Origin of the sequence: Martinezella lusitana (assembly GCF_010668395.1) — a bacterium.
GTDB classification, from domain to species: Bacteria; Pseudomonadota; Alphaproteobacteria; order Rhizobiales; family Rhizobiaceae; genus Rhizobium; species Rhizobium lusitanum_A.
In genome coordinates, this window is record NZ_WUEY01000002.1 from 130,593 (window position 1) to 154,480 (window position 23,888).

Genomic DNA, 23,888 nt, shown 5'->3' on the forward strand with positions numbered 1-23,888 from the left:
ATTCGATAGACCGGCATTGCCGGTGAAAGGCCTGGAGAACGGTAATGCAGGAAATCTGGATCGACTATCTGAACGCCATCGACGCCAAGGCGCTGGCGCTTTCCAACGACGAAATCCTTGAGGCCGTGACCAAGGCGCTCGATGCGCAAGGGCGCGGCGAGACCGTGATCGAGCCTCGCGTTCATCTCGTGCCGGAGAGCTCGGACAAGGGACATTTCAACGTGCTGCGCGGCTATGTGAAGCCGCTCGACTATGCCGGCGTCAAGGTCGTCGGCGATTTCGTCGACAACTACAAGCACGGGCTGCCCTCGGAAATGGCGGTCCTCAATCTGTTCGATCCGCGCACCGGCGTACCGAAGGCCATCATCGACGCGACCGCGATCACCGACATGCGCACCGGCGCCGTCACCGCCATCGGTGCGCGCCATCTCGCCCGCAAGGACAGCAAGATCCTCGGCCATATCGGCGCGCGCGGCACCTCCTACTGGAATGTCCGGTTGCTCGATCACATCTTCGATTTTGACGAGATCCGCGTGCATTCGCGTCGTCCGGAAAGCCGCGATGCCTTTGCCGCGCGTCTGGAGAAGGATCTCGGCAAGAAGATCATCGTCACGGACAATTGGGAGGATTGCCTGAAGGGCGCCGACATCATGATCGAGGCAAGCCGCCTTCCGGAGCCGACGCCGCTCTTCAAGACTGCATGGGTCAAGAAAGGCGCCTTCGTCGTGCCTTACGGCACCATGAGCGCGCTCGAATTCGACCTGACCGACATCATGGACAAGGTCGTCGTCGATGATTGGGGACAATGCGGTCCCGGCCGGCCCTTCGGTGCGCTTCGCCGCCATGTCGACGAGGGCAAGGTGACGGCCGAAACGCTGCATGCCGAGATCGGCCAGATCGTGTGCGGCGCCAAGCCGGGCCGTGAAAGCGATGACGAGACCATTCTCTTCTGGCACCGTGGGCTCAGCACGACCGATGTCGCGCTCGGTGCGGCGATGGTCGAAAAGGCAAAACGTATGAATATCGGCCAGCGCCTTCGGTTTGCGTGACCAGCCATGACGACTTCCGCCGCCATCGCCTGCTCGCGAATGTACAATCTTAGCCCAAAGATATCAGCATCTTGGGATCTGTTCTTCCATTGGCTTGCGAGCCGGTCGGGCGTCGAGCTCGAAGTTATCGCCCATGCGGCTCCCGCGCCGCTTTCCGAGCTGTGGGGGCGCCCCGACATGGGCGCCGTCTTCATGTGCGGCTTTCCATTTTCCAGGCTTGCGGCAGATGAGCGCCCGCTGCCATTGGCCGCTCCCGTTTCGCTGGCGGATTGGGCAAAGGGGCAACCCCTCTATGCAAGCCACATCGTCGCGGCCCGAGAAAGCCCGCTCAAGGAAGCCGATCTTGTGTCCGCCCGTTGGGGTTGGACCGTGCGTGACTCGCAGTCCGGCTATAACGCGCCGCGGGAATTTTTTGCAGCGCTTGCGGGCGGGCAGCCGGCCCGCGAGACCATTGGCTCGCTCCTCAATCCGCGCGGCGTTGTCGACGCGATCCGCTCCGAAACGATCGATGTCGGCGCGATCGATGCCTACGCCTACCAGCTTCTGGCACTGCACGAACCGGAGATGGTTGCGCCATTGCGCATTGTCGCCACGACGAAACCGGCACCCTTCCCCTTGCTGGTCGCTGCCAAACAGCAACCTCCCGAGATCGTTGAGGCGCTTCGCGGCAACCTTCTCAGCGCCCACCGGGATCGGGAAGGTCTTGCTCTCCTGGCAGCGCTCGGACTGGCCCGCTTTGCGGAGCCGGATATCGCTGCCTATGATCAGCTTCCCGCAAGAGCGCGCACTATCGATGAGGCTCTTGGACCCTGGTGAGCTTCGGCAGGCAGGCCTAACCGCCAAGCTGTTATGCGCCAACGGCTTCCTTCAGCAGTTTCTCGGCAGCCAAGCCCAGGCATTCCTCGAATGCGGTCAGGTCCGTAAAGAGCTGATCCGCCGAAACCTTGCGGGTGACGATCACGCCGCCGCGTGCGGCGATGCCGCCGTCGAGCATCAGATTGTCGGCCATGTCGAAGTTTTCCAGCGCCAGCCCGTCGGGACCGCGATGGCGTCCGTCCGGACCGAGATGAACCTCCCCGCCATAAAGCCCGCGCACACGCTCGAAGTGGTTTTCGGTGCAGTTGGAAAAAGCGAATGCAGGGCAGCCGCGGGCACACATGAAGCCGAGTTCGAAGGCCGTGCCGACATCGGCGGCAACACCGCGAAACGGCGTCAGATTGGCAATGATAAGATCGGCGCTCGACATCAGCTTCTCGTTGATGGCGCTGATGGCAAGGCCGCGCTGCCTGCGTGTTTCCGTCTCGGGAACGGAGAGGTCGCCCGGCGAGACCGGCGTGAAGCCATAGCTGCGCGTCAGCGCGATCTTGCGATCGAGGATTTCCCTCGCATTCGGGAGAAATACCTCCGGACCTGCCAAATACGCTCTCATTCCCTTGCCTCTTCGCCAGAATATTGCACCGCGGGAGTTGCGGGACCATATGAGGCCTATGGCCGATTCACGGCGCTTCTGCCATAGCCGAGCGCATAATTTACGATATCGCGAAATAGAGGCGATAGCCGTTCCCGGTCCTTGGCTCGACGCGTATAGTGATGTTCGGGATCGAACGGCGCTGACGGCCTGCGACAGGTGACGGAATTTGTGGGGTAAAGGAAATGCAATCTTCCATTGAGGCTATTGCCGCCTCGACACATGACGATCACGGCAGCTGGCCGACGAAACAAAGCAAGATACTCGATTGGCTGATGAATGACGTCCGCGATCAGCGCTTCATCGACAACATCCTCGTCGAACTCTGCGAAAAGATGCGGGCAGCCGGAATTCCGGTTGCGAGGGCGACCATGCATTTCAGAACGCATCATCCGCAATGGCTCGGCGCGCGAATCCTCTGGCGGACGGGGATGAAGGAGGCGGATATCGCCATGTTCAGCTACGGCGTCGAAAACACGCCGCAGTTTCTGGCAAGCCCCATCAACGAAATCTTCAACGGCGCGACGGAAGTCCGCAAAAATCTGGAGATTTGCGAAAAGGCGGAACTCGACTATCCCCTCTACAGGGAGATGCACGCGGAGGGCTTGACCGACTACATCGCCTGGCCGATCTATCACACGCTCGGAAAGCGTCACATCGTCACGTTCGCCTCGGATGCTCCCGGCGGTTTCACCGAGCGGCATATTACTTTCCTGAAGGACCTGCTGCCGGCCCTGACGATGGTGACCGAGATCCGGCTGAAGAACGTCATGGCGCGCACGCTGCTGCGCACCTATGTCGGACCGCATGCCAGCGAGAAGATCCTGGCGGGTGCCACGACGCGCGGGAGCGGCACCACGGTCGGCGCGGCGATCCTCATCTGCGACCTGCGCGATTTCACCACCATTTCGGACATGTGGCCGCGGGACGACGTGATCGAACTGCTCAACGGCTATTTCGACGCCATGGTCGAGCCGATCGAGAAGCACGGCGGTGAAATCCTCAAGTTCATGGGAGATGGGCTATTGGCCATCTTCCCATTGAGCGACCCCAATGCCTGCCACAATCTCCTTCTCGCCATCAGTGAAGCGCAAACGGGCATTGCGGCACTCAATGAGGAGAACCGCAAGCATGGCCGCGAGGTGCTGCGTTATGGCGTCGGAGTGCATGTGGGCGATGTGATGTACGGCAATATCGGCTCGCGCACCCGGCTGGACTTCACGGTGATCGGGCCGGCCGTCAATATCGCGTCGCGGCTGGAATCCCTGACGAAGGAGGTCAAGCGGCCCGTGCTCCTGTCGAAGGCTTTCGTCGATATGGCCGGCTGCCAGCGTGATATGGAAAGTCTCGGCTCCTTCCCCCTCAAGGGTCTGGGGGAACCGGTCGATGTCTTCGCTTTCGCGGCAAAGGAGAAGCTGCTGCAGCACAGCTGATCGCCAAGCGGGAGAAAACCTTGCAAGCCGTCGATTTTGTACGGCGCGATTCAGTCGGTTGCAAAACGTGAAACGATTAGGGGATGCCGTCCCGGATGGACCTCCCTATATTGTGATGGAGATCATGACGATAGCTGCCTTATTTTGGGGATCGTTCTGCGCGTATACACGTTAAATACGGGTTGATTCCATCGGCTCGACGACGAGGGTGCATGCCACCCATAATACTCTGACAAGGAGAAAACAGATGAGAAAAATCCTGACCCTGACGCTTTCAGCAGCATCGTTGATCATTGCAGGCGCGGCTGTAGCGCGGGCGGCGGACATGCCGACGACCTACAATGAGGAGCCGGATCAGCGCAACGGCGTGAAGATCGGCTATCTCGATTGCGAGATCGGCGGCGGCGTCGGCTATGTTCTCGGTTCTGCCAAGGAAGTCGATTGCACCTTCCATTCGACCGTCGGACGCGAGCGCATCGATCACTACACCGGCGCGATCAGAAAGATGGGCGTCGATCTCGGCTTCACGACGCGCAGCCGGCTCATCTGGGCTGTCTTCGCGCCGACAGCCGGCTATCATCACGGTTCGCTGAGCGGCCTCTATCAGGGCGCCACTGTTGAAGCGACCGTCGGTGCCGGCGTGGGCACGAACATCCTTGTCGGCGGCACCTCCGGCTCCATCCATCTTCAGACGGTAAGCGTGACCGGCCAGCTCGGCCTCAACGTCGCCGCAACCGGCACCTCCGTTACCCTGACCTCGACCGATTAAGGCTTTCGGTCATCCCGATAGCTTGACGTTTGGCCGCTCCCGCAGAACGCTGGAGCGGCCATTCTTTTAAGGCGGACGGCGCAAATCCATTTCGGATTTCACTGTATTTCAGCGTGAAATCGGCTTATCGCCGCTATAATTTACGCAAGACCGAATGATTCATGGGAGCCAGGTTCATGACCGATACCGTCACCGATCGCTTTCTTCGCTATGTTGTCGTCGATACTCAATCGGACCCGACCTCCACCACGCAGCCTTCCACCGAAAAGCAGAAAAACCTCGGACGCATCCTCGTCGCGGAGCTGCTGGCAATCGGACTGACCGACGCGCATCTGGATGAGCATGGCTATGTCTATGCCACCATTCCGTCGAATGTCGACAAGCCGGTTCCCGTGATCTGCTTCTGCTCCCATATGGACACCGCGCCCGATTTCACCGGCACGAACGTCAAGCCGCAGATCCTGCGGAACTACGCCGGCGGCGATATCCGCCTTTCCGGCGATCCGCAGCAGGTCATCCGCGTCGACGAGCACCCTGCCCTGCGCGATCAGATCGGCAATGACATCATCACCTCGGACGGCACGACGCTGCTTGGAGCCGACGACAAGGCGGGGCTCGCCGAGATCGTGGCAGCGGCCAAATATCTCGTCGACAATCCCGACATTCGTCACGGCACCATCAAGTTGCTATTGACGACCGACGAGGAGATCGGCCGCGGCGTCGACAAGGTCGATCTGAAGAAACTGGGCGCGCAATTTGCCTACACGGTCGACGGCGAAACGGCTGGACATATAGAAGACGAAACATTCTCGGCCGACAGCGTCGAAATCGCCATCCAGGGCGTGGCCATTCATCCGGGCTTTGCCTTCGGAAAAATGGAGAACGCCATCAAGATCGCCGGAGCGATCATCGACCGGCTGCCGAAAGAGATCGCCCCTGAGACGACGGCGGAACGCGATGGTTTCATCCATCCGACGGGCGTCAGCGGCTCGATGGAGAAGGCTTCGCTCGGCCTCATCATCCGCGATTTCGACGAGGCCGGCCTTGCGACCAAGGAAGCCATGCTGGAGCAGATCGTCAAGGACGTGATGGCGGGCTATCCGGGCTCGTCGCACACATTCACCGTGCGGCATCAGTATCGCAATATGAAGGCGGTTCTCGATCGCCATCCGGAAATCGTGGAAAATGCCGTCGAAGCAATCCGGCGCGCCGGCATGACGCCGGTTCGCGGCAGTATTCGCGGCGGCACCGACGGATCCAGACTTTCTTTCATGGGACTGCCGTGCGCCAACCTTTTTGCCGGCGGCCATGCCTTTCATTCGCCACTGGAGTGGGTCAGCCGGCAGGATATGGAAAAAGCCGTGAAAACACTCGTCGAATTGGCGAAGATCTGGGCGGAGCGCTCTTAAGCTCGTCTGGGAGCAGACTTTATTCCCCATTTGAAGCCGGTGGCCCTGTTGCGAAACAGCGCACACTTGTTCGTTTCGATGAAGATGATCGTTATCGAGCACCAATTGGCGCCGCGCACCGTCCTACCAATCTATGCGGGCGACATCGTCAAGCGCTTCGCGGCCGCGCCGCAGCATCACGCCGGGGGCATCCGCCGCCCGGATCAATAGATGGCGTGCGCCCGCCAATGGGTGAAAGCCCTCCTCTTCTCTCACTATCGGAGGAGGATCGTCAGCCTTCGTCACGGGCAGCGCAGCCTGAGCATATTGCGGACGCCCAGCGATCAATGGATCGCGCGTTTCGCATTGTGGCAGGCAGCGGTCGAAACGCTCGACGCCACCCGATGCTGCAACCTTCATCCTGGCCACATCGCCATGCGAGGCGACCTTCTTTCCGACCGGCGTGCCGCTTTTGGCCGCTGCGAGAGGCGATGGCTGCGGGATCGGCACGGACATCAACTGCCGGGCGGGACTTGCATCAACCGCAACCTGCAATCCGTTCTTCGACGAATGCGCCAAAGGCGCAAGGCCGCCTAGAACAATGCGGCCGCTATCGTCGAAGACGCGCATCGCGTGTTCGGTCGGGCCCGTCTGGACGACGATATAGAGAGCGCCGACCACTATGCCGCACACAGCAAGCCCGGAACTCAGCCGCCGGGTCATTTCGGTTTGGCCATTCCACCATTTCATCGGCTGCGTATCCATCGACCGCTCCTCTGGAATAGATATCGAATGCCCATTCTCACGAGAACTGTGGCGTGTCCTTTACCGAAACATGGCCAATTGCCGGCCTTTTGCAAAGAAATGTTGACGAGCAGGGAGCGGTGACTGCGAAAACCGGCTCTCGAACACGGACGCCGGCAATAGTCTTCGACGATGGCAAGATGTGGCCTACTGGCGCCAGTTCATCTGCTTCGCAAGCGCGGCGCGATGGTCGAAGATGGTCAACATAGGCTCGACGCTTTTCTTCGCTGATGAAACTGTAACGCCCCATCATCGTCGTGGTCGCCGCATCAAGCGGCGTTTGCATCCCCCGCTTTTTCCGGGCCGCTTCCCCCTGTAGAGACGGCCGTTGTCTCCTCCGTCCCGTTGTCGGATGAACAGACCAGATTGCGTCCGCCCCGCTTGGCTCGATAAAGCCGCCTGTCGGCGACGATAGCCAGCTTCTCCCAATCCGCGATCGTACATTGCGTGCGCCAGTCGACGCCGAAGCTCGCCGTGACCTTCAACCCGTGTTGGTCGCTGATGACGGCCCGCTCCAGCGTTTCCCTCAATCTCTCCGCAGTCGCCCGCGCCGATGCTTCGGTCGCATCGTTCAGCACGATAATGAACTCCTCGCCGCCATAGCGCGCGAAAAGATCATCGGGCTTCAGGCACGGCGACAGGATCTGGGCCGTCCGTTGAAGCACGAGGTCGCCGACGGCATGCCCGTGGCGATCATTGATCGATTTGAAATGGTCGATATCGAACATGATGATACCGATGCTGCGGGAGCCGGAGCCGGTAGCGGCAAATAGCTGCTCCACGGCCTCGCCAAGCGCACGCCGATTGAGAAGACCGGTGAGCGCATCCGTCTGCGAGAGGCGCCTCAGTTCCTCCGTCATCGATTTGCGTTCCGTTTCCAGATGCCGTTTGAAGCGCTGCTGCTCACGCAGAAGATCCAGCCGCCGGAACATCTCGCCCACCTCGCGCCCGGCGTGAGGCATTCGTGGCGGCTGCACGAGGTTGCCGGCGGCAATGTCGTCGATCTGGCGTATCGCGGCAAGCATTGGCTGGAAAAGCGACCGTCTCAGCACATAGGCCAATCCGATCACGACGGTAATTGCCATGCCGGCGAGAAGGGCCGAGATCAGCATGGCCTTCAATTCTTTCTGCTGAACCTTCTCCAGCGACGTCACAGCGGTCGTCTCGATGAGTTCGCGCAGGGTTTCGGTGGACTTCATTCCCGGAACGTATTTCGTCGTGAACTCGCCCGGTGTCGGCGCATTGCCGTTATTCAGATCGAAGGCGACACGCTGAGCATATGGCAGCGATCCGGCGAAATAGCTGACCGCAACCTGATCCAGCAAACTTGCGATAGCCTGGGATTGGAGCGTGGTGGAGGCATAGGTCTTCAGAAGCGCATTCACTTCGAGAACGCGGTTCAATTCGCTATCGAACTCGGCCCGATAGTGCGAACGGGCCTGCCCTTGCGAGGTCATCATCATCACCACGTAGGAACCCAGTCTTCCCGCGCGTTCCCGTAGCGTTCCGGCCATCGATGCCAGCATGACCTCGGCGCCCGTTTCCGGCGCCAGCGCAATGATTGATCGGCCGGCGGCATCCCGATAGTCCTGGGCACGGTCCGCCGCGCGGAACATCGTCTGGATCGCCTCCGCAATCTTCGCGCCGCTGCGCTCCTCGAGCGGCGTCGCGGCCACCGCATCGACGGCCTGCCTGCCGGCTTCCAATTGAGCCTTCACCGCCGTGAACGTACTGCGCATCTCCGGCGACTGATCTATTTCCGTGCGAAACAGGGTTTCAAGCCTGGCGATATCCTTGTCGGTCTCGTCACGGCTTGCCATCAGAGAGGCGGCAAATTGTGACCGCTCCTCGTCCGAGGCCCCCATGAGGCTGTTTGCCGGCCCTCGTTCTCTGGAGATTGTCGCCGCGGCATGCAAGGCGGCATGAAAGCGGCTGAACTCCGTCACGCCCCGCCTGTAGTTGACATAATCGGAAAAACTGAAAGCAATCGTCGAGCAGGCCATCATCAGGCAAACCATGATAACAGCTACCGCACCGATCCATTGCAGCTGTTGAATTCCAAGCCGCGACAAGAAATGCTCTCCAAAACTACCGTCCGTTCCAGATTACACCAGATTTGGTGGAATCTTCATTTAACGAACAGGTTCAAATCCTCTTCATTTTCGTGGAGCGATGCTATCGGGTAGCCTCCAATGGCCGCAGCTCCCTGAAACATGGGAGGATTGTACTTTGCGGACCGAAATGATGTGCCTGCCCCTTCCGGTGCCGAAGCGCGGCATTATTGCCGATAACCGGCGTCGCGCTCGCAAGCGCAATAGAAAAGAATAGTGCCGAAAATGAGTTCGCGGAATGTATCTATGATGTATCGATACATTCCAGCAAGTAGATTTCGCTTGAAATTCCGAAGAGATGGCAGGAAAAAAGTTTCGAACAACCGACGCATCAAGCCGGCATAGCAGAATGAGCTAGTCTTGCTCAAAGGCCGAAGGCATGAAATTGGCGCGGGCAGAATAGTGCTGCTGGCCGGCTACATGCGATATCACCAGCGCATAGACGAGGATCGCACCAAGGGCGATGACAATTCCGTTCAGCGGAAAGCTTGTCTTCGAAGGTGTGCCGGACGATGTTTCGGGAGGGCTGGCGGATGCAGCCTTCGTCGCGAAGGGAAGCAATAGTTCCCGTTCTATACGGGCCTGCGCATCGAGGTGCTTGCCATATCTTGTTGTGGGTCGGAACTGGATGACTTCGCCCATTTTTCACGCGGTCCCTTTTACCGCTCGCGGTTATTGCTCATTCTCCTGGCCGTTGTCCGCATCGGTATAATCGACACGAACGACCACCTTTTCAGGCCGTTGCCCACCATGCGGAATGATCACGGTCACGATACAACGTTTCTCACGCGGCTTGACGGACAGCAGGCGTCCTTTCGTTTTCCACAAGACCTGATCCACCGCACTCGAACAATCCTGGATCCTGTAAGCGCCTTGAACGATCTGACTTTGCTCCGCCGATGCGCAGCCTGCAATCGAAACTCCCGCAAGTATTGTTAGCAACCTAATCATACCTCACTATACTCCAACGCGGGCCCGGAAGCGACAGCGGTTCGCAAAAACCACAGTCTATTTGCGTCATCTTTTCGACATGTGCGGCCAAATCGCAAAGACCAGATCGCGGCGGAAAAGATGGACTCCTCCAGCAAATTCGTGGATGGAGAATTTTCCGGTTTCGTGACGTTTGCAGGATGCTGCGTGCCCCTCATGTCGCCCAAGTCAATCCATTCGCGCAGGGAGCCTGATGCTTATTCTCGAAACGTCCCGACTTGTCCTCAGGCCCTGGCGGGATAGCGACCTCGCTCCGTTTTCCGCCATCAACGCGGATGCCGAGGTCCGGCGATATTATTATCCGCACCTGCTCAAGGCAGCAGAAACCCGCGAGCTGATCGACGAGGCCAACGAGCAGCTAACACGGAGAGGCTTCGGCTTCCTCGCCGTCGAGCGCAAAGCCGACGGCGCCCTGATCGGCGGCGCGGGACTATCTCGACCCGGACCGGAAGTTCCGGGCAACTTCCCGCTTGAAATCGGCTGGATTCTGGGCCGCGCCCATTGGCGCAAGGGCTATGCGACGGAAGTCAGCCACCGTTTCCTGGAGTTTGCCTGGCAGGAGCTGCAGGCCGAATGCGTGATCGGCTATACCTCCAATATCAATTTCCCGTCGCGCCATGCGATGGAAAAGATCGGCATGGTGCGGGTCGAAGACGGCGATTTCGAAGACACTACTGTTCCGCCTGGCCATATCCTGCGACCGCATGTGCTCTATCGCATCGATCGCCCCACGTAACAGACCCATCAATGAACGGCTGCGGCCGGCGATGTTGGCGATCGAGTTCGCCCTTGCGTCGACGGTGCTTTCACGAGACAAATTTCAGATGACCATACCGACAACCCATCCCTTTGATTTCGATCCCACCTACGGCATGGAGCAGGAACAGCTGCTCGCCATCCAGCCGCCGGAAGCGCCGCCCGGCTTCGATGAGTTCTGGCAGCAACGCTACAAGGCCGCCATCGCCATCGATCCGCAACCGCGACTTCGCCATAGCAGGCTGCGGCACGACGATTGGCATGTCTTCGATATCAGCTACATGTCGACGGGATCGTTTCAGATCAACGGCTGGCTGATCGTTCCCCGCACCGGCCAGGTGCGGCGCGGCCTGATCGTCGGCCATGGATATGGCGGAAGAGACCAGCCCGAATTCGATCTGCCGGTCGAAGAGACGGCTGTCCTGTTTCCCTGCAGCCGAGGCCTTTCCCTCAGCGCCAGCCCGCAGATCCCATCCGATGCGTCCGGTCATGTTCTCTACGGCATCGAAAGTCGCGATACCTATATTATCGGCGGCTGTGTCGAGGACATCTGGCTCGGCGTTTCGGCGTTGCATACCTTATACCCATGGCTTGCCGGCCATATCGGCTATAGCGGCATCAGCTTCGGCGGCGGTATCGGCGCGCTGGCAATTCCGTTCGATGCCAGGATCAAGCGCGGGCATCTGGTGGTTCCGACGTTCGGCCATAGGCAATTGTGGTTGACCTTGCCGACCGTCGGCAGCGCCCAGTCCGTCCAGGCCTATCAGAAGCAGCATGGCAGCGTTCTGGAAACGCTGCGTTTCTTCGACGCCGCGATCGCGGCGAGCCGGATCACCGTGCCGATGCTCGTCGCCCCTGCCCTGTTCGATCCCGCCGTTGCGCCGCCATGCCAATTCTCCGTCGCAAATGCGCTACAGAAGTTTAACGAAATCTTCATCCTGGATGCCGGCCACTTCGATTATGCTGGCAGCGAAGAGCAGAACGCAATTCTGCGAGACAAGGTGGGGCGATTTTTCAAGGTACCATGAACCGCGAATATCTGCGCTGGTACAGCCCGAGGCTGGATCGAGACATGGAGCTGCTGGTGTTCGGCCATGCAGGCGCAAAGGTATTGGTGTTTCCCACGCGCGAAGGCCGTTTCTGGGAATATGAGCAGATCGGCATCGTCGCAAGCCTCGCCGACAAGCTGAATGCCGGACAGCTTCAGCTCTACTGCATCGAGGGACTGGCTGCGGAAACCTTCTATGGCTCCCATCGCCACCCCGCCGAGCGCATTCGCCGGCACAACGCTTTCGAGGAATATATTCTGAAGGAAGTCCTGCCGCTGATGGCGCAGAAGAACCCTCATGAGTGCATCATAGTTCACGGCTGCAGCCTCGGGGCCTTCCAGGCCGCCAGCCTCGTCTTCCGCCACCCTCACCTCTTTCGCAAGCTGGTGGCATTTTCCGGTCGCTACGATCTGACGATGAAGGTCGAATCCTTCACGGATCTGTTCGACGGCTATTATGACGACGACATCTATTTTCATACGCCGACGCATTTTCTGCCGGGGCTTGCCTGCGAATGGCAGCTGGAGAAGCTACGCCAGATCGATATCGTCATGACGATCGGCGGCACTGATCCGTTCGTCGACAATAATCGCCATCTCAGTCGCCTGCTGGCCGAGAAGCGGATCAACCATCAACTGCACATATGGGATGGACGCGCGCACCGCGCCGGCGCGTGGCGGAGGATGGCGCCGCTCTACGTCTGACGCGGCAATCGGCTTTCAATATGCCGCGCGCCGAAGCAAGCGGCACTCACTGCCGCCATTTCAAGCCAGCGCAGCCGGGATCGGCCGGAGCACCTTGCGGGCACCGTAGTCCCGCTCGTGGGACTTGCGATGCTGCTGCTCGGAGCCCGCGGAAAATTCGACAAGAATGCGCTCCATCATACCGTCCGGATAGGTTCCGGTGTCCTCGGTCTCGACTTCAGACTGGGCGGTAACGATCTTCAGATTCATCTCTAGTCCTCCGGCTCTGCACGGAAATCCTTGATTCCAAGGTTTGTTCCATTAGTATCCGGACAATTGTTAAAAAATTAACTACGTCCGTTAATCAATCGGGGCGCCACGGTATCGAACTTGAACGGCTGGCCGGATTGGAACATTCTCCCGCTTTCGGCGTTCAATCTCTGATTGATTGGGGAGCTTGATGCATCGGTCCGAATTGCCCTGGAAACGGCACCCGTCGCTGCCACAGGATAAACCAACATCGATTTCGACATAGACTAACCTCGGGATCCTTCCGGCGCCCGAGTGGTTTTGCATGCCTTCCATCAATCACTGTCCAATCGGCGGATAGACTGGAGCGGATCATGGCCATTCTCATCACTTCGATCATTCTGGCACTCATCGGCCTGGCGCTTGGGGGCGGCGGCCTTTGGCTGGTGCTGCTCGGCGGCAGCGCCTTCTATGTGCTGGCAGGCCTGGCCTTTCTCGTGACGGCGATCCTGCTTTTCATGCGCAAGGCCGCGGCGCTCTGGCTCTATGCCATCTTCGTGCTCGCCGCACTTGCCTGGGCGATATGGGAGGTGGGCTTCGACTGGTGGCAGCTTGGTCCGCGCGGCGGCCTGATCATTCTGATCGGCCTTTGGTTGCTGACACCCTGGATCCGGCGGCCGCTCGGCTTTCGCAGTCTCGACGGCGTTCATTACGGGGCCAACCCATGGCCGCTCGCCGTCTCGCTGTTCATCGCGATCCTCGTCGCCGCCTATTCGATGACGACCGATCCGCACGATCTCTCGGGTGAATTGCCGACAACGGTTGCGGCCAATGCGCAGATGGGCGGCGATGTCCCGAACGGCGAATGGCATCAGTATGGCCGAACCTCCTTCGGCCAGCGCTACTCGCCACTCGATCAGATCAATGCGCAGAATGTTGCCAACCTCAAGGAAGTCTGGCGATACCAGACAGGCGACGTGAAGCGGCCTGACGATATCGGCGAGACGACCTACCAGGTCACGCCGCTCAAGATCGGCGACACTCTTTTCATTTGCACGCCCCATAGCCTGGCGATCGCCCTCGACGCAAAGGACGGCAAGGAGAAATGGCGGTACGATGCCAATGCCGGCCTGAACCCCAACCGCCAGCATCAGACATGCCGCGGCGTCTCCTACTATCACGACAGCGCAGTCGCCGCGGGAGCGCCCTGCGCCGACCGCGTCTATCTGCCGACCTCGGACGCTCGGCTGATCGCGCTCGACGCCGCCAATGGCAAGGTATGTTCCAGCTTCGCCAACGAGGGGACGCTGCATCTCGAAACCGGCATGAAGTACAATCCCGCCGGTTATTACTATTCGACGTCGCCGCCCGTGATCGTTGCCGACAAGATCATCATCGGCGGCGCTGTCAACGACAACTACTCCACCCAGGAACAGTCCGGCGTCATCCGCGCCTTCGACGCAAGGACGGGCGCGCTGCTCTGGAACTGGGATTCCGGCAACCCGGACCAGACGGCGCCCCTGCCTGCCGGCCAGACCTATACAACCAACTCGCCGAACAGCTGGTCGGTCTCCAGCGCCGACGAGAAGCTCGGCATGGTCTATGTCCCGCTCGGCAACCAGACGCCCGACCAGCTCGGAATGGGCCGCAGCGCCAATGTCGAGCGCTTCTCCTCCTCGGTGGTGGCGCTGGACATCAATACCGGCCAGCTCAAATGGGTGCAGCAATTCGTCCATCACGATCTCTGGGATATGGATGTGCCGGCCCAGCCCGTGCTCGTCGACCTGACCAAGGCCGATGGCAGCACCGTGCCTGCGCTCGTCGCCTCGACCAAGCAGGGCGACATCTATGTGCTGGATCGCCGCACCGGAGCCCCGATCATTCCCTTCAAGGAGATTCCGGCGCCCGGCGGCACCATTCCCGAGGATCACGCCTCACCGACGCAGCCGATCTCGGACCTGACGTTTTCGCCGCCGCCTCTGCAGGAAAAGGACATGTGGGGCGTCTCGCTGTTCGATCAGCTCGCCTGCCGCATCGCCTTCCATCAGCATCAGTATGAAGGCCGCTACACGCCGCCGTCGCTGCGTGGCTCGATCATTTTTCCCGGCAATTTCGGCACCTTCAACTGGGGCAGCGTCGCAGTCGATCCGGAACGGCAGATCATGTTCGGCATGCCGACCTACCTGGCCTTCACCTCGAGACTGGTGCCGAGGGCCGACATTCCGCCGAAGGGAGCGGGCGACAAAGGCAGCGAACAGGGCCTGAACCGGAACGAGGGGTCTCCCTACGGCGTCTATATGGGCCCGTTCGTCAGTCCCCTCGGCATTCCCTGCCAGGCGCCGCCCTGGGGCTATGTCGCCGGTGTCGATCTGAAGACCGGAAAGATCGCCTACAAGCACAAGAACGGCACCGTCCATGACATGACGCCGCTGCCACTGCCCTTCAAGGTCGGCGTTCCCGGCATTGGCGGCCCGATCGTCACCAAGGGCGGCGTCGCTTTCCTCGCCGCCGCAGTCGACGATTATCTGCGCGCCTATGACGTCACCAGCGGCAGGCAGCTCTGGGAAGCACGGCTGCCGGCCGGCGGCCAGGCAACGCCGATGACCTATACGGCGAGCGACAACAAGCAATATGTCGTGATGGTCGCGGGCGGACACGGTTCGGTTGGGACGAAGCCGGGTGACTATGTGATCGGCTATACGTTGCCTTAGCTGAGGTTGAAGCGGGGCTCCTCGCCCCTCGCCCTTCTCAGCTCTTTCGGGAGCGCAGTTGATCCGCCTCCATGTGATCGGCGGCGGGATCGGAGGGCGGTTCCCAGCCGAAGACGCTGCGGCCGCCATAGGAGAACGAACGGTCGAATTCGCCGGCAACGATCTCCTTGAGATCGGGACCGGTGACATAACGCTCCAGCATTCTCGACTGATCGTCCAGGCGCCTGAGGGCAGACAGTTCCTCGTCCCGGCCGAGCCGACCTTTTCTGACGGCCGATTTCATTACGCTGATCGTCTCGTCGTAGACTTTCAGGGGCACGGGAAAGGGATGCCTATCCTTGCCGCCATGCGCCAGCGAAAAGCGGGCCGGATCGGAAAAACGGCATGGCGCTCCATGGACGACTTCCGCGACCATGGCCAAGGCCTTGACCGTTCTCGCACCCACACCGGGCGTCAGCAACAGCTCCTGGAAATCCACCGGGCCGCGATCGGCCGCGGCGGCAAGATTGCCATGGAGGCGGCGCATGTTGACGTCTTCCTCGCGCACGTCATGATGCGCCGGCATGATGAGATAGGGCAGCATCGGTTGAAGCTCTGGTTTGGTCTTTCCTTCAGCTTGCCGTTCCAGAGCGTTGAATTCGCGGATAATTCCGTCCGGGCCGATTGAAGAAAGCAAATCAAGTTGCTCGTTGCGGGAGTGTTCTGCGCGCCTGTCGGCGAGGTTGATGATCTCGCCCTGCTCGCGCCCTTCTATGGCTGCATGGGGCGAATCCAGAAAGCTCGTCAGACCTTCGGATAGCCAGTGATAGCGCCGCGCCTGTCGCCGCTCGCCGTTCATGCCCTGCTGGACGACGACCCACTTGCCGTCATCGGCGACGATGAAGCCATGAAGATAAAGATCGAAGCCGTCCTGCACGGCTGCGCTGTCCACTTTTGCGATCAGCCGGCTCTTGGTGGCGAGGGATGCGCCGTCGATGCCGACGCGATCGCCGATATGAAGCAGCTCGTCCGGCGTCTTGCGCGATTGCGCGCCGCGGCCGCCGCAGACATGGATGCCGAGCTCGCCGGACAGCGGCGTCAGACCGCGCTTCAACGCGCCGAGGACGCTCGTCGTGATGCCCGAGGAATGCCAATCCATGCCCATGACGGCGCCGAAGGACTGAAACCAGAAGGGATTGGCCAGGCGGCGAAACAGCTCGTCGCGCCCATAGTGCTGCACGATCGCTTCGGTGATGACGGCGCCCAGGCGTGTCATCCGGTCTCCAAGCCAGCGCGGCACGCGGCCGCCATGCAGGGGAAGGTCAGCTTTGCCAGCTCTCTGTGCCAAATCCACGACTCTCGTTCTTTACCGTGGCATTGTAGCCCCGGCGTCAGGTCTGCGCCATCCGCTCCGCTCTTCTGATTTCGTGCATTTGGAAGCAGGCCGTGGCGGTCAGACGCGATTGCGCAGCAGATAAGACCGCATCGCCGCGATGCCTTCGTCGATATTGGCACGGCCGAAGCCGATGCGGAACCGATCGCCGGGCGTTGGATGGAGATCCGAATGGTAGAGGCTGGCCGGCAGGAGGAGCACGCCAGCCTGCTCGACCAGATCGCGCGCAAACGCCTCGACGCCATCGGCGCCCTTGTAGCGCGGATAGCAGACGCAGCCCCCGTCAGGAGTATACCAATCGAAGAGATGCTCGAATTCCGAAAACAGCCCCTTCAACTTTACCAGATTGGAAGCGATCAGACGGTTGTTGCAGTCGAGGATCCTGTCGGCGTTCAGCAGGGCGATCTTGGCCAGGCTCTCGCTCGGCCCGGCGTTGCAGATCGAGAGATAGTGCTTCATCCGCTCCATCTTCGAAAGCAGGGCGTGATCCCGACAGGCGATCCAGCCGATGCGCAAGCCCGGCAATCCGTAGGCCTTGGACATGACGCCCAGCGAGAGGCCGCGCTCATAGACGTCGGCGGCGGCCGGCAACAGCGGCTTGTCCTCGACGGTCAGCCCGCGATAGACCTCGTCGCTGAAGAGCCAGATGCCATGCCGCCGGCAGAGCTCCACGAGCGCATCGAAACGTTCCCTTTCGAGGACCTTGCCTGTGGGGTTATGAGGGAAGTTGATCGAAATCAGCCTGGTATTCGGCCGGATCGTCGCGGCAACCGCGTCGATATCGAGCGACCAGCCGTCATCAGGATCGAGCGCTACGGCCGAGACATCGCAAATGCTGAGCGGGATCGTTTCCGCCGACTGATAGTTCGGGGTGACGACGATCGCATGGTCTCCTTTATCGAGAAGCGCATGCATGGCGATGTAGATGCCCTCTTCCGCCCCCGCGAAGCACAGAATATCAGCGCCCTGCATTTGCCCGTAGAGGCCGGCAATGATCGCGCGCAACTCCGGATTGCCGAAGGTCTCGCTATAGCCCAGCCACAGCGTCTCATGCTCCCGCCGCTGCTCCGGCGTCGCCATCGCCAGCAGCTCCGCCATGGTCATGCTTTGCGCGTCGGAGGCAGTCATGTGGTAGCGCGCGCTGAATTCCCACTTCGAGAAATAGGTTTCGAGCTTGAAGTCCGGCAGGAGCGGCATGGGTCTTCTCCAGAAACGAGAAGGACCGGTACGAATCCGCGCCGATCCAGTAGACCATGACGTTAGAGAGATATTGACAAACTGTCAAATATAGAGCGATTGTAAATTAACATGAACGGAGGGCAACCATGGCGAAGAGCGCGAACGCAGGCGGCGCGGAGTTGGGTCAGGAGGACATCCTGCAATTTGTCCCCATCGCGGAAGCGGTGGCGACGCTGCTGAAGCCGCATGCGGAAGTCGTCATCCACGACTTGAGAACGCAGACCATCGCTCATATCGCCAACAACCTGTCACGGCGCGAAATCGGCGGCTCGTCTCTTGCCGAACTGAAGGACATCGGAGCCCTCGGCGCCGATGTCATCGGCCCCTATCGCAAAACGAATTTCGACGGACGGCAACTCAAATCCATCACCGCCGTTCTCAGGACCAAGGCAGCCGAGCCGTTCGGCCTGCTCTGCATCAACTTCGACATCGCACCGATCGAAGCAGCGCGCGACGCGCTCAATCTTCTTGCCGCATTGCAGGGAACAGGCGAACAGCCGTCCGCGCTTTTCCGCACGGACTGGCAGGAAACGGTCAACAGCGCGATCGCGGATTTTCTTGGCGAACGCGGGCTTGCGGCTTCCGCACTGGCAAAGGAGGATCATGCGGCGCTCATCGAAGCTCTGGAAGAGGATGGCTATTTCGCCATCCGCAATCTCGTCCCCTATCTTGCCAAGCTGCTCGGAATCTCCCGTGCGACGGTCTACAAGCATCTGCGCGACGCGCGACACAACAAGCTGCAAACGGTTGAGGCGTAAGGCCTTCACCAAAGGTCGCTGCTGTCAGGCCAGCAGCGGCATCGGCGCAAAATCGCGCATCGTACCCGAAAAGGCTTTGGGCAATGGCGAGGCATAGGAGCTGCGCTTACTGGTCGACAGGCCGAGCGATACCAGCGCTTCGGCCTGCTTGACCGCCGCGGCGACACCATCGACGACCGGGACGCCATAGATCGATTGCAGCTCTCTTGCGAGATCCGTCATGCCGGCGCAGCCGAGCACGATGGCTTCCGCCCCGTCATCGGCGAGCGCGCGCTCGATTTCCGCCCGCAGCTTTCCGATTGCGCCGGAAGACGAGTCTTCAAGCTCGAGGACGGGAATATCCGAAGCGCGAACCTTCGCGCGTCCGCCCATGCCGTAGCGCTGGACAAGATTATCTATGAGAATGCGTGAGCGCTCGAGCGTCGTCACCACGCTGAAGCGCTGTGCCAAAAAAGCGGCCGTCGCAACGGCGGATTCGCAGAGACCAACGACGGGGACATCGCAAAGCATGCGCGCGGCTTCCAGGCCGGTATCGTCGAAGCAGCAGATGATGGCCGCATCATAGCCCGCGGCCTGCCTCTCCTTCAATTCGCGCAGCATGCCGGGTACGGCGATGGCGCCGTCGTAGTAGCCCTCGATCGAGGCCGGTCCCATCTGCGAGGTGGCGGCTATGATCTCCGTGCCGGCGCTGGCCACGGCACGCGCGGCTATCGCCGCCTTCTCCGTCATGGAAACGGTGGTATTCGGATTGATGAGCAGCAGGCGCATGGTCTCAACTTTTCTTGGCTTGGCGGCGGCCGAGCATGGTCATAACTGCAAGCGCCACGAGAATGATCGTGAAGGAAAAAAGCGTCGTCACTGTTCCGAGCGCATAGAGAACGGGTGTCGTGACGTTCGTCGTCATTCCGTAGATTTCGAGCGGCAGGGTATTGTAAGTGCCTGAGGTCATCAGGGTGCGGGCGAACTCGTCATAGGACAGCGTGAAGCCGAACAGGCCGACGCCGATGAGGCTCGGCGCGATCATCGGCAGCACGACATGGCGGAAGGTCTGCCAGGAACTCGCCCCGAGATCGCGGGCGGCTTCCTCATAGGCCGGCGAAAACCGGTTGAAGACCGCGAACATGATGAGCACGCCGAAGGGCAAGGTCCAGGTCAGATGCGCGCCGAAGGCCGAGGAATACCAGGCAGGCGCCAGACCGCCCTGCTGGAAGACGACACCGATCCCGAGCGAGATGATGATGGACGGCACGACGAGGCTGGCGACCGTCGCATAGAACAGGAATGTCGAACCGCGAAAGCGGCGGCGGAAGGCAAGGCCCGCCAGCAGCGACACGACGACGGTGACGATCATCACCATCACCCCGAGCATCAGGGAACGCTGGAACGAAGCCCCGAAATCGCCGACCGCCTGCTTCTCGAACAGATTGGCGAACCAATGCAGCGACACGCCGTTCAACGGGAAGGTCAGGCCGCCATCCGGCCCCTGGAAGGACAGGATGACGACCGCCGAAAGCGGGCCGTAGAGAAACAGCACGAAAACGGTGAAGAAGATCGCCAGGACATAGAATTCCAGACTGCGCTTTTCGCGGTTCATCTCACAGCTCCTTGCGGATGTCGACGATGCGCAGGATGGCGGCGACCATCAGCAGCACGACAATCAGCAACACCACGGCATTCGCGGCTGCAGCCGGATATTGCAGCAGCGACATCTGGTTCTTCATCATCAGGGCGATGGAGGCGCTTTGTCCGCCGGACATGACCTGAACGGTGGAGAAATCCGCCATGACGAGCGTGACGACGAAGATGCTGCCGATCGCCATGCCCGGCTTGGCAAGCGGGATCACCACGTTCCACAGCACCTGCCATCCACTGGCGCCGGCATCGCGGGCAGCCTCGAACAGCGAACAGTCGATGCGCATCAGCGTATTGAAGATCGGCGTCACCATGAAGAGCGTATAGAGATGCACCATGGCGAGCACGACGGCGAAATCCGAATAGAGCAGCCACTCGATCGGCTGCGGGATCAGGCCCATGTCGATCAAGGCGGAATTGACCAGTCCGTTGCGGCCGAGCACCGGGATCCACGAGATCATGCGGATAATGTTCGAGGTCATGAACGGCACGGTGCAGACGAGGAAAAGGATCATCTGCGTCGACGTGCGCCTGATATGAAAGGCAAGGAAATAGGCGACCCAGAAACCGATGAACAATGTCAGCGCCCAGACGATGGCGGTGAATTTCAGCGTGTTGAGATAGGTCTTCCACGTCACCCAGGAGCCGAGCGTATCGGTGTAGTTGGTGGTAAGGAAGGCAGGGTAGATGCCGGCAAAATCGTAGTCCCAGAAGCTGACGACGCCGATCATTGCGATCGGCAGCAGGAAGAAGAAGCCGAGGATGAGAAACAGCGGCGTTGCCTGCAGATAGGAAACCGCCCAGGCGGGCACGCCAGATCCGCGTCCGGTTTTCGGTGTTGCCTCTGCTGTGTGAGAGGAAGCGATCGTCGCCATGGTTCGGCTCTCCGTTTGGGGATGCCTCCCCCGCAATAGCGGAGGAGGCGATATGCGGATATCGGCTCAGGCAGCGATGAATTCGTTCCAGCGACGAACCATGTAGCGGTCTTCGTCCATCACCGAATTCCAGCAGGCGACGGCCCCCATGCGGGCCTCGAAGGAGCCGCCGTCGCGAACGGCGCCGGCCTTTTCCATGACCTTTCCTTCCGGAGACAGGATATCGCCCTGCGCCGGCTTGCCCTCGATCCAGTAGCCCCATTCGTCGGCCGACATGAACTGCTTGGCCGTGTCCATGCAGGCGGAATAATAGCCCTGGCGGTTGAGATAACCGCCGACCCAGCCGGAAGTGTACCAGTTGATATACTCATAGGCGGCGTCGAGCTCGGCGCCCTTGAGATGCGCGGCAAGGCCGAGGCCGCCGCCCCAGGCGCGATAGCCTTCCTTCAGCGGTTGGAAGGTGCAGGCGATGCCCTTGGAGCGAACCGCTGCCACCGCCGGCGACCACATCGACTGGATAACGACTTCGCCCGACGCCATCAGGTTTACGCTTTCGTCGAAGGACTTCCAGAAGGCGCGGAACTGGCCATCGCCCTTGGTCTTGATGAGGAATTCGATCGTCTTGTCGATCTCTTCCTTGGTCATGTTGCCCTTGTCGGCATATTTGATCTTGCCGGCGGCTTCCATGATCATCGCGGCATCCATGATGCCGATCGACGGGATGTTGATGATGGCGGTCTTGCCCTTGAAGGCCGGATCGATGATATCGGCCCAGCTGGTGATCGGGCGGCCGGTCAGGTCGGGGCGAATGCCGAGCGTGTCGGCATTGTAGATGGTCGGAACCATCGTCATCCACTGTGTCGGCTCCTTGGCGAACTTCTTGGAGTCCTGCGCCTCAAGGAAGCCGACCGTGTGCGGCGCGGTGCCCTGGGCGATAACGCTGTCCGGCTTCATCTTGCCATTGATGAACAACGGCACGATCTTGTCGTAGTATTTGAGCTTCTTGACGTCCATCGGCTGCAGGACGCCGGCCGGGAAGACCTTCTTGGCGATCCAGTATTCGATGTCGGCGATATCGTAGCTATTCGGCTGCGTCACGGCGCGCTGGGCAGCGGCATCGGAATCGGTCGCGGTCATCTCGAGCGTAATGCCGAGATCCGCCTTGCACTTCTCCGCGATCGCGTTGATGTTCGAAACGCCGGTGCCGAACTGGCGCAACGTGATATTCGATTGCGCCCAGATGGTCGGAAAGCCGGTGATGACGCCGGAGCCGGCCATTGCGCCGAGCGCGGCAGCGCCGGTCTTCAGCAGAGAGCGGCGGGAAATGCCTTTCGTCGTCTTGGTAGTCTTCGTTTCAGTCGTCATGTCAGTTCCCCTTTTTGATGCTTCGGATTCTCATGCGGACATACGACCCAGAAGGATCGCATCCTCCTGAGCCCAACTCAGCGAGACGGCGTCGCCGACCGCCAGGGTTTTGGCGTCATCGTCGTCGTTGCTTGCGATCACGGTGAAGTCGTCGCTCCCTGCGCCGATGACGGTGATCTTCAGCGTCGCGCCGCGATATTCGATGTTGGAGACCACGCCGTTGAAGCCGAGGCCCTTGCCTTCCGGCTGCGAAAGCTGGACGCGATCGGTACGGACGGCGATATCGACGGCCTCGCCGGCCTGCCGCCCTGCCCCTCTTACCGAGAAGCTTTGCCCCTCCGGCGCGGTCATGGTGACGATGCCGTCCTCGCTCGACGTGACGCGGCCGGACAGGACGTTGTGATCGCCCATGAAGCGAGCGACGAAAGCGGTTGCGGGGCGTTCGAAGACGTCTCGCGGTGAGGCAGCCTGCTCGATCCGGCCGTCATTCATGATGACCATGATATCGGCGAGCGCCATCGCCTCTTCCTGGCTGTGCGTGACATGGACGAAGGTGATGCCCAATGTCTTCTGCAGCTTTTTCAGCTCGGCGCGCATGCGGATCTTCAGGAAGGGATCGAGTGCCGACAGCGGCTCGTCCAGCAAGAGTGCCTCGGGATCCGTAATCAGAGCGCGTGCGAGCGCGACACGCTGTTGCTGTCCGCCTGAAAGTTGCGCCGGACGCCGGGTCGCATAGGCCTCCATCTGCATGAGCTTCAGCATGTCGAGCGCCTTGGCGCGGCGCTCCTCCTTGGCCACACCCTTCATCTTCAGGCTGAAGGCGACGTTGTCGATCAGGTCGAGATGGGGAAACAGCGCATAGGACTGGAACATCATCGCCGTTCCGCGCCTGGCGGGTGGGAAATCGGTGACGACTGTATTTCCGAGGCGAATGTCGCCGGATGAAATGCCTTCGTGGCCGGCGATCATGCGCAACGTCGAGGTCTTGCCGCAGCCGGAGGGCCCCAGGAAGCAGCAATAGGAGCCCGCCGGTATCTTCAGGCTGATCGCATGAACTGCGGTGGTCGTGCCGTAGATCTTCGAAACGGACACTATATCGATCTCTGCCGCTTTCGACATCATCTTCCCCTGTTGTTTGAGAAAGACATTGCATCAATCGTGCCAGTTTTGTTGCAGCGCACTAACCG

Annotated in this window: 23 protein-coding genes; 10 read left to right on the forward strand and 13 right to left on the reverse strand. The window is 60.4% G+C overall.

What is annotated here, in order from left to right; all coding sequences use genetic code 11:
• The first annotated feature begins 44 nt into the window (after window positions 1–44).
• Window positions 45–1,049 (forward strand): ornithine cyclodeaminase family protein, encoded by a 1,005-nt coding sequence (locus tag GR212_RS04570; RefSeq protein ID WP_163985280.1) that lies wholly within the window; start codon window positions 45–47, stop codon window positions 1,047–1,049.
• A 6-nt stretch (window positions 1,050–1,055) separates the two neighbouring features.
• Window positions 1,056–1,865: a phosphate/phosphite/phosphonate ABC transporter substrate-binding protein gene (locus GR212_RS04575; protein ID WP_246725684.1), complete on the forward strand. Its 810-nt coding sequence runs from the start codon at window positions 1,056–1,058 to the stop codon at window positions 1,863–1,865.
• A gap of 31 nt (window positions 1,866–1,896) precedes the next feature.
• Here the strand turns inward: GR212_RS04575 and GR212_RS04580 are convergent, their stop codons facing one another.
• Entirely contained in the window at window positions 1,897–2,478 is a 582-nt protein-coding gene (locus tag GR212_RS04580; protein WP_163985281.1) for a nucleoside 2-deoxyribosyltransferase, read from the reverse strand.
• Between the two features lie 224 nt (window positions 2,479–2,702).
• Here GR212_RS04580 and GR212_RS04585 point away from each other — a divergent pair, with 224 nt between their 5' ends.
• The 3 genes from GR212_RS04585 to pepT all read left to right on the forward strand — a co-directional run bounded on the left by GR212_RS04585 (window position 2,703) and on the right by pepT (window position 6,128).
• Window positions 2,703–3,950 carry an adenylate/guanylate cyclase domain-containing protein gene (locus GR212_RS04585; RefSeq protein ID WP_163985282.1) on the forward strand — a complete coding sequence of 416 codons (1,248 nt, stop codon included), beginning with the start codon at window positions 2,703–2,705 and terminating at the stop codon, window positions 3,948–3,950.
• A 247-nt stretch (window positions 3,951–4,197) separates the two neighbouring features.
• On the forward strand, window positions 4,198–4,719 hold the full coding sequence (locus tag GR212_RS04590) for a DUF992 domain-containing protein (protein WP_163985283.1): 522 nt from the start codon (window positions 4,198–4,200) through the stop codon (window positions 4,717–4,719).
• Window positions 4,720–4,895: 176 nt separating this feature from the next.
• Window positions 4,896–6,128, forward strand: a complete 1,233-nt coding sequence (gene pepT, locus GR212_RS04595; RefSeq protein ID WP_163985284.1) for a peptidase T — start codon at window positions 4,896–4,898, stop codon at window positions 6,126–6,128.
• Window positions 6,129–6,251: 123 nt separating this feature from the next.
• Here pepT and GR212_RS04600 read toward each other — a convergent pair whose 3' ends face one another.
• From GR212_RS04600 to GR212_RS04615, 4 genes are all read right to left on the reverse strand, one after another.
• Entirely contained in the window at window positions 6,252–6,872 is a 621-nt protein-coding gene (locus GR212_RS04600) for a hypothetical protein (protein ID WP_163985285.1), read from the reverse strand.
• Between the two features lie 308 nt (window positions 6,873–7,180).
• Window positions 7,181–8,983 (reverse strand): GGDEF domain-containing protein, encoded by a 1,803-nt coding sequence (locus tag GR212_RS04605; protein ID WP_163985286.1) that lies wholly within the window; start codon window positions 8,981–8,983, stop codon window positions 7,181–7,183.
• 393 nt (window positions 8,984–9,376) lie between these two features.
• On the reverse strand, window positions 9,377–9,664 hold the full coding sequence (locus GR212_RS04610; protein ID WP_163985287.1) for a hypothetical protein: 288 nt from the start codon (window positions 9,662–9,664) through the stop codon (window positions 9,377–9,379).
• Window positions 9,665–9,694: 30 nt separating this feature from the next.
• Window positions 9,695–9,862, reverse strand: a complete 168-nt coding sequence (locus GR212_RS04615; RefSeq protein WP_163985288.1) for a hypothetical protein — start codon at window positions 9,860–9,862, stop codon at window positions 9,695–9,697.
• 343 nt (window positions 9,863–10,205) lie between these two features.
• Between GR212_RS04615 and GR212_RS04620 the strand changes: the two genes are divergently transcribed.
• The 3 genes from GR212_RS04620 to GR212_RS04630 all read left to right on the forward strand — a co-directional run bounded on the left by GR212_RS04620 (window position 10,206) and on the right by GR212_RS04630 (window position 12,521).
• Window positions 10,206–10,748 carry a GNAT family N-acetyltransferase gene (locus tag GR212_RS04620; RefSeq protein ID WP_163985289.1) on the forward strand — a complete coding sequence of 181 codons (543 nt, stop codon included), beginning with the start codon at window positions 10,206–10,208 and terminating at the stop codon, window positions 10,746–10,748.
• 88 nt (window positions 10,749–10,836) lie between these two features.
• On the forward strand, window positions 10,837–11,796 hold the full coding sequence (locus GR212_RS04625; RefSeq protein WP_163985290.1) for an acetylxylan esterase: 960 nt from the start codon (window positions 10,837–10,839) through the stop codon (window positions 11,794–11,796).
• The gene (locus GR212_RS04630) at window positions 11,793–12,521 is read left to right on the forward strand and encodes an esterase family protein (RefSeq protein ID WP_163985291.1); all 729 of its coding nucleotides are present in this window, start codon (window positions 11,793–11,795) and stop codon (window positions 12,519–12,521) included. Before GR212_RS04625 ends, GR212_RS04630 begins: the two co-directional genes overlap by 4 nt.
• A gap of 60 nt (window positions 12,522–12,581) precedes the next feature.
• Here the strand turns inward: GR212_RS04630 and GR212_RS04635 are convergent, their stop codons facing one another.
• Window positions 12,582–12,770, reverse strand: coding sequence for a hypothetical protein (locus GR212_RS04635; RefSeq protein ID WP_163985292.1), 189 nt, complete (start codon window positions 12,768–12,770; stop codon window positions 12,582–12,584).
• Window positions 12,771–13,123: 353 nt separating this feature from the next.
• On the opposite strand from GR212_RS04635, the gene GR212_RS04640 reads away from it, so the two are divergent.
• Entirely contained in the window at window positions 13,124–15,460 is a 2,337-nt protein-coding gene (locus tag GR212_RS04640; protein ID WP_163985293.1) for a glucose/quinate/shikimate family membrane-bound PQQ-dependent dehydrogenase, read from the forward strand.
• Window positions 15,461–15,497: 37 nt separating this feature from the next.
• Here GR212_RS04640 and GR212_RS04645 read toward each other — a convergent pair whose 3' ends face one another.
• Together GR212_RS04645 and GR212_RS04650 are read right to left on the reverse strand one after the other, a co-directional pair.
• Window positions 15,498–16,787 carry a DUF763 domain-containing protein gene (locus tag GR212_RS04645; RefSeq protein ID WP_163985294.1) on the reverse strand — a complete coding sequence of 430 codons (1,290 nt, stop codon included), beginning with the start codon at window positions 16,785–16,787 and terminating at the stop codon, window positions 15,498–15,500.
• A 105-nt stretch (window positions 16,788–16,892) separates the two neighbouring features.
• Window positions 16,893–18,029, reverse strand: a complete 1,137-nt coding sequence (locus GR212_RS04650; RefSeq protein WP_163985295.1) for an aminotransferase class I/II-fold pyridoxal phosphate-dependent enzyme — start codon at window positions 18,027–18,029, stop codon at window positions 16,893–16,895.
• A gap of 128 nt (window positions 18,030–18,157) precedes the next feature.
• Here GR212_RS04650 and GR212_RS04655 point away from each other — a divergent pair, with 128 nt between their 5' ends.
• Window positions 18,158–18,829, forward strand: a complete 672-nt coding sequence (locus GR212_RS04655; protein ID WP_163985296.1) for a helix-turn-helix transcriptional regulator — start codon at window positions 18,158–18,160, stop codon at window positions 18,827–18,829.
• Between the two features lie 24 nt (window positions 18,830–18,853).
• Here GR212_RS04655 and GR212_RS04660 read toward each other — a convergent pair whose 3' ends face one another.
• From GR212_RS04660 to GR212_RS04680, 5 genes are all read right to left on the reverse strand, one after another.
• The gene (locus GR212_RS04660; protein ID WP_163985297.1) at window positions 18,854–19,597 is read right to left on the reverse strand and encodes an aspartate/glutamate racemase family protein; all 744 of its coding nucleotides are present in this window, start codon (window positions 19,595–19,597) and stop codon (window positions 18,854–18,856) included.
• A gap of 4 nt (window positions 19,598–19,601) precedes the next feature.
• Window positions 19,602–20,423, reverse strand: coding sequence for an ABC transporter permease (locus GR212_RS04665; protein ID WP_163985298.1), 822 nt, complete (start codon window positions 20,421–20,423; stop codon window positions 19,602–19,604).
• Between the two features lies 1 nt (window position 20,424).
• Entirely contained in the window at window positions 20,425–21,336 is a 912-nt protein-coding gene (locus GR212_RS04670; protein ID WP_163985299.1) for an ABC transporter permease, read from the reverse strand.
• 66 nt (window positions 21,337–21,402) lie between these two features.
• Window positions 21,403–22,701: an ABC transporter substrate-binding protein gene (locus GR212_RS04675; protein ID WP_163985300.1), complete on the reverse strand. Its 1,299-nt coding sequence runs from the start codon at window positions 22,699–22,701 to the stop codon at window positions 21,403–21,405.
• 30 nt (window positions 22,702–22,731) lie between these two features.
• Window positions 22,732–23,820, reverse strand: a complete 1,089-nt coding sequence (locus GR212_RS04680; RefSeq protein ID WP_163985718.1) for an ABC transporter ATP-binding protein — start codon at window positions 23,818–23,820, stop codon at window positions 22,732–22,734.
• Between the last annotated feature and the right edge of the window lie 68 nt (window positions 23,821–23,888).